Below are 5646 nucleotides of genomic sequence, written 5' to 3'. Positions count from 1 at the left end.
CACCAATTGTCCTACAGGCACACTACCCGCATCAAAACGGGTAACAAAGGGAGGTACTGTACCCGGGGGCATAAAAGCTCTTGCCCGGTTCACATACCCAACCACTTCGGCCATCGCCTGACTCATATCTGTGCCTTCATTAAATTCTATTTTAATAATAGCAGCACCCTGAATACTTTTAGATTCTACATATTTAACACCGGTGATGTATAGAAAATGGTACTCGTAATAGGAGGTAACAAATCCTTCTACCTGCTCAGGAGACAACCCGCCATAAGGTTGTGCTACATATACTACCGGCAAACCAAGGCGCGGGAATATATCTACCTTCGCATTGCGGATAGACAGGAAAGAAAAAAAGAGGATGGCAATAATAGCTACCAGTATGGTGACGGGATGCCTTAATGCCGAAATGATTAGTTTCATAAAGCGTGTATCGTTATTTCAGTTTATCTGTAAATACATTCAGGTTACCATTTGCAGCTGCCAGCTCTAACAGGGAATGCCATACCTGCAAAAAGGTATTGGCCTCACCTGCTTCGGCTTTTAGCAGATCGTATTGCCCCTGAATCAGCCTGGTAAAATCTATCAGACCACTTTCATAACTAAGTTTCAACCCATCAAAGGCAAATCGGGCGGCCTGGGCCTGTATCAGTGACTGTTGCGCAATCGACAAATTCTGCTCGTAATTAAATTGTGCAGTTTCTTTTTGCTTTTGCAGATTTAGCTTGACCTGATCTAATTGTGCCTCGTCTGATTTAAGCAGCAGCTTGTACTGCTTTTTCTGGAAGTTTACCTGTGAAAACTGGAGGATGGGAAAACTTATCTGTACACCCGCACCATAATTCCTGCGGGATAAAGACCAGCCATCTGCTTTGTTGATAGATCCATCTGCCTGCACACCTGAACCACGTGCAAAGGCATTGGCCCAAAGATCAAGTTTAGGGCGCCATGCACGTTGTATTTCTTTCAGGGCCGCTTCGCTGACTTCTCTTTTAGTCTGATAATACTGAAGGGAAGGGTGTGACGCAAAGCCGGAAGAGGTGTCTGCATCAACAGGTAATTGATGAATGAGCAAAGTATCTGATAATACAATCCCATCCGGCTTTTCGGGCAAATTAGTTATCCGCGTGAGTTCGGAAATTTCTGCATAGTACTGACGCTGTATCGTCATCAGATCTGTTTGCGCCTGCGCCAATACCGACTGAAACTGGGTGGTGTCAATACCCGGTCGTAAGCCTTGTTGTGCATATACCAGTGACTGTTGTAAGCCAACTTTAGTGCGTTCGATATTGGCTTCATAACTTTGCAGGAGCTGATGAAGATATACCGCATTCAGGTAGGAGGTGATGGCAAGGAACTGTTGCCGGAAAAGCACATCATTGTAATAGGTACCCGCCAGCTTATATTGTGCTGCTGCTTTTTCAACAGCCGCCTGCCGCTGCCCAAAGGTAAGCGGGTTCCACTTCAACAAGGCTGCAACAGCAGTGCCGGGAACCGGATCATACACATTTCCGGTAGAAGGAGGCCCGCTCATGGGAGAGATTAATCCTGGATAACTAATCCCGGTAATGTTATTGTAGGTGGCATATCCCGCCTGGTAGCCAGCCGTCAATTCCGGCATCAATGAGTTTTTCGCAAGATTTACATTATACTGTGCTGCCTGGGATTGTTGCTCATAAGCTTTCACCTGGGGCTGCGACTGTACGAGGGAAAGTAACTCCCTGATATGGATTGTCCGTTGTTGTGCTATAACAGATAAAGACAGCATAATTATGCAACCACACATCGATACCTGTTTATGGTAAACATTCATTTATTAGTTATTTAAAGTAGTCTTATCCGATCTTTCTGGCGGTATTCAGCCGTTCAGCCACGTTATCTCAATTGAAGAGATTAAAGATAAGCCCGGATTTAAGAAATTGTATGCGGTCTATATTATTTATTGGTGGTTATTGCATATTCTTTAGTAAAAGTCCAACACCTGCCGCCACCAATATGATTATTGGCTCAGGCAGTTTCTTAAATCGCAATAACACTATCACTGTGATAATAGCCAGGGCAATCGTGTAGACATCTACCAGTGATCTTTTACCTAGTACAATCACGGCACCCGATATGGCACCGATGGCAGCAGCAGTAACACCATCAACAAAAGCCTTTATACCAGGATGCTTTCCATATTTTCTGAAATAAGGTGCAGGTACTACTGTAAAAACATAAGAGGGAAAGAAGGTGCCAAAAGCAGCAACGCAAGCACCGGTAAAACCAGCGACAAGGAAGCCTATAAATGCTACTGTTATTACAACTGGTCCGGGAGTAATCATGGCTACTGCCACTGCATCCATGAATTGTTGCTCATTTAACCACCCGTGTTCTTTTACCACACCGCCATAGAGAAATGGAACGATAGCTAAACCGCTACCGAAAACCAATGCTCCTGCCTTAGTAAAGTATAAGAGTATCTGCCAAAGTGTATTACCGGATGCACTGAATGAAAAATTGAACAGTAGCGGGAATGAAGAGGATTTAATAAGTTCTCCGGCTTCTTTCTTCGGGACGGATATTTTCTTCTTTGGAGATTTCACCCACCAGTAAATAATTCCAGCACCGAGGAAAAGCAACACGTTTTCATTTTCTTTCCATACGGTATAGGCGGCTGTAATAAGATAAATAACGCCCAGCCACTTATCTGTGCCAATTGATTTACGGGTTAGCTTATAGGCGCTCATGGCGATAATACCAATGACAGCTGCCCCAACCCCATAAAATACTGCCTGCATCCAGGGAATACCCTGCCACTGAGTATAAATAAATCCGAGGGTTACCACTATAATAAACGATGGCAGTACGAAGGCTAAACCGGCGAGTGTTGCTCCCAGGATACGATAGTGTACATATCCAATGTATATGCCCAACTGTGCGGCTAGTGGGCCGGGGGCGAGCTGGGCTAATGCCAGCCCTTCTTTATAATCTTCTTCACTGATCCACTTCCTTTTTTCAACCAGGTCACGATGCATATAGCCTGCAAGAGCAACCGGTCCGCCAAAGCCCCAGCTACCTAATCCAAGAAAATAAAGTACTAATTGGCGCAGGCTATAAGTCGGCGTGTTGTTATTGTCCATTACTATTTATTAATGTTTTATTTCAGGTATGTTTTTCTTCTTTTCCGGGTCAATAAACCGGGTAATCAGCCATGGGCAGGCGATGCGGTCTATTTTAGGTCGTTCACGGGTAATCCACTTCATGATAGCTCAATTTGGCTACAAAGTCGGATTACCCATTATCAATAAATAGAATGAAAATGAAGGTTTTGTATAGTTTTTACTTTTTCGGCAAACTTTTTTGCAGGCAGATGGACTTTTGCCGGTATGTGTCTTAAAAATTCGGGTAAAATGGCTCCTGAAAGTTAGCTGGTTCTTTGAATTTATTAAGAAATAATTATCAAGGGAGAACGGATCCTGTCTATCAGGATGTTACGTATTTCCATGAACACCCGCGGACAGGACAACTTACAACTCATTTTGATGGAAGATGCTGGTGATCATATATATTGCTACCCGATTCATTTTTAAGTATCTTGGACTTCAGAAGAAATCTACCATATTATTACCGATTTAAAATTAATCCTTATGACCCGTCTGGAGCAGGCTTTTGAACTTTTTGATGCGTATAACAGGAAAGCCCCTGAGAAAGTGATCTGGCATGGAGAGGAATTTCCATCTGAATATTTTTATGCCATCAAATTACATGAATGGATAGAAAGACTTCATCCGGATGCCAGTGAATCTTTATTGCTCGCCTCCAGATGCCAGCATATTGGAAGATGGGAGATTGCAAGAAGTAATTATCCGGAAGGCAGGGTGGGATATCTTACATGGAGAAACGAGCTTTCCAAATTCCACGCAAATAAGGCAGCGGAGATGCTACGCACCGTGGGATATGATTCGGATACCATTGACCGCGTATGTGAAATTATAGGGAAGAAGCGACTTAAAACCGACAACGAAGTACAGGCGATGGAAGATGCACTTTGCCTGGTGTTTCTTGAATTCCAGTATGATGATCTTATTGAAAAGCAGTCTGATGATAAGATGATTGATATTCTGCAAAAAACCTGGGCTAAAATGAGTGCGTCCGGACGAGAGCAGGCTTTATTGCTTAGTTATAGTGAGAAGGGGTTGGGCTTGTTGAATAAAGCGCTGCATAGTTAATAGGCTTATCAATAGTGACCGCTGCAGGTAGCCGTTAAACTGATGACCATACATTAATATTAGTAACAATGAAAAACGCGTTATACTATCTCAGCATCTTATACTGTTTATCATGCCTTAAAGTATTTGCTCAGCAAAAATCATTCATTAATTCGCGGCCCAACATCGTCTTTATATTGGCAGATGATATGGGCTATAACGATTTAGGCTGCTATGGAAATAAATACGTGCAAACCCCCAATATTGATGGTTTAGCTAAGGATGGCTGGAAGTTTACACAAGGGTATGTAAACGCGCCCAATTGTGCCCCATCCAGGGCGTGTTTGTTGTCAGGTATGTTTACTCCCAGACATGGTATATATACCGTTGGTAAATCTACACGTGGTGGAACGAAAGACAGAAAACTGATACCGGTAGAAAATAAAACTATATTGGATACCAGTTTTGTGACTTTTGCAGAAGGCTTAACCAAATGCAGCTATGAATGTATAAGCATCGGCAAATGGCATTTGGGCGATGGGGCTTTTAGTCCACTGGGGCAGGGTTTTCTACAAAATATAGGTGGTTCAGATGCCGGTGGGGTAAGTGACCATTTCCCTCCATTTAATCTGCCAAATTTAGACGACCAGCCGGTAGATAAGTTTCTGGCAGACGCGTTAACAGATAAGGCGGTGAATTATATCGCAACAAAACATGAGAAGCCGTTTTGTTTATACCTTCCTTACTATTCGGTACACAGTCCGGTGCAGGCCCCCGACTCACTCGTTAAGAAGTATAAAAAATTGTTACCGGATAACGCACCGATCAGCGCCGTTTATGCGGCGATGATGGAGAATCTTGATACTAATGTTGGGCGTGTAATTAAAGAGATTAACAAGGCCGGCTTAAGTGACAACACCATCATCATCTTCCTATCAGACAACGGCCCGGTACTTAATTATACGACGGTTAATTTGCGCGGCGAAAAAGGGTCATTATATGAAGGCGGCATCCGCGAGCCATTAATTATTAAATGGCCTCATCATTTAAAGCCAGGTCGGGTAATTGAACAACCGGTGATGGCGGCAGACTTCTACCCAACATTTATGGAGTTGGCAGGCTTACCCAAAACGGAATGGCCGGAAAATTTAGATGGTAGTTCGCTGTTACCTTTGTTAGCGGGTGGGCAACTACCTGCTGAAAGGCTAATGGTGTGGCATTTTCCGGCTTACCTTGAAAGGAATAACAAGCATAACCTGTCACAGGTTTGGCGCGAAACGCCGGCCAGTGCTATTCGTCTTGGCGATTGGAAACTGATAAAGCACTATGGTAGCCATAAAACAGAACTATTTAACATCATCATTGATGCTAAGGAAACAAATAACTTATATGCAGCCAAGCCTGAAAAGGCAAAACAGCTGGAAAAAATGCTGGATGATTATCTGAAAAAAAC

Annotated in this window: 6 protein-coding genes; 2 read left to right on the top strand and 4 right to left on the bottom strand. The window is 43.3% G+C overall.

Annotation, left to right across the window (positions count from 1 at the left end):
- The 4 genes from VIP81_RS01600 to VIP81_RS01585 all read right to left on the bottom strand — a co-directional run.
- Positions 1-426, bottom strand: a 426-nt coding sequence (locus tag VIP81_RS01600; RefSeq protein ID WP_331956727.1) for an efflux RND transporter permease subunit, incomplete at its 3' end; no start/stop codon positions are given.
- A 13-nt stretch (positions 427-439) separates the two neighbouring features.
- Entirely contained in the window at positions 440-1816 is a 1377-nt protein-coding gene (locus VIP81_RS01595) for a TolC family protein (protein WP_331956726.1), read from the bottom strand.
- Positions 1817-1952: 136 nt separating this feature from the next.
- Positions 1953-3125 (bottom strand): chromate transporter, encoded by a 1173-nt coding sequence (locus tag VIP81_RS01590; RefSeq protein ID WP_331956725.1) that lies wholly within the window; start codon positions 3123-3125, stop codon positions 1953-1955.
- Positions 3126-3134: 9 nt separating this feature from the next.
- Complete coding sequence (locus tag VIP81_RS01585) at positions 3135-3248, bottom strand: chromate resistance protein ChrB domain-containing protein (protein WP_331956724.1); 114 nt, start codon at positions 3246-3248, stop codon at positions 3135-3137.
- Between the two features lie 384 nt (positions 3249-3632).
- Between VIP81_RS01585 and VIP81_RS01580 the strand changes: the two genes are divergently transcribed.
- Positions 3633-4214 carry a DUF4202 domain-containing protein gene (locus VIP81_RS01580; RefSeq protein ID WP_331956723.1) on the top strand — a complete coding sequence of 194 codons (582 nt, stop codon included), beginning with the start codon at positions 3633-3635 and terminating at the stop codon, positions 4212-4214.
- Between the two features lie 68 nt (positions 4215-4282).
- A partial coding sequence (locus VIP81_RS01575) for a sulfatase (RefSeq protein WP_331956722.1) occupies positions 4283-5646 on the top strand: 1364 nt, incomplete at its 3' end.

The organism is Chitinophaga sp., assembly GCF_036566945.1.
Taxonomy (GTDB): Bacteria; Bacteroidota; Bacteroidia; order Chitinophagales; family Chitinophagaceae; genus Chitinophaga.
This window is presented reverse-complemented; position numbering and strand designations above follow the sequence as displayed.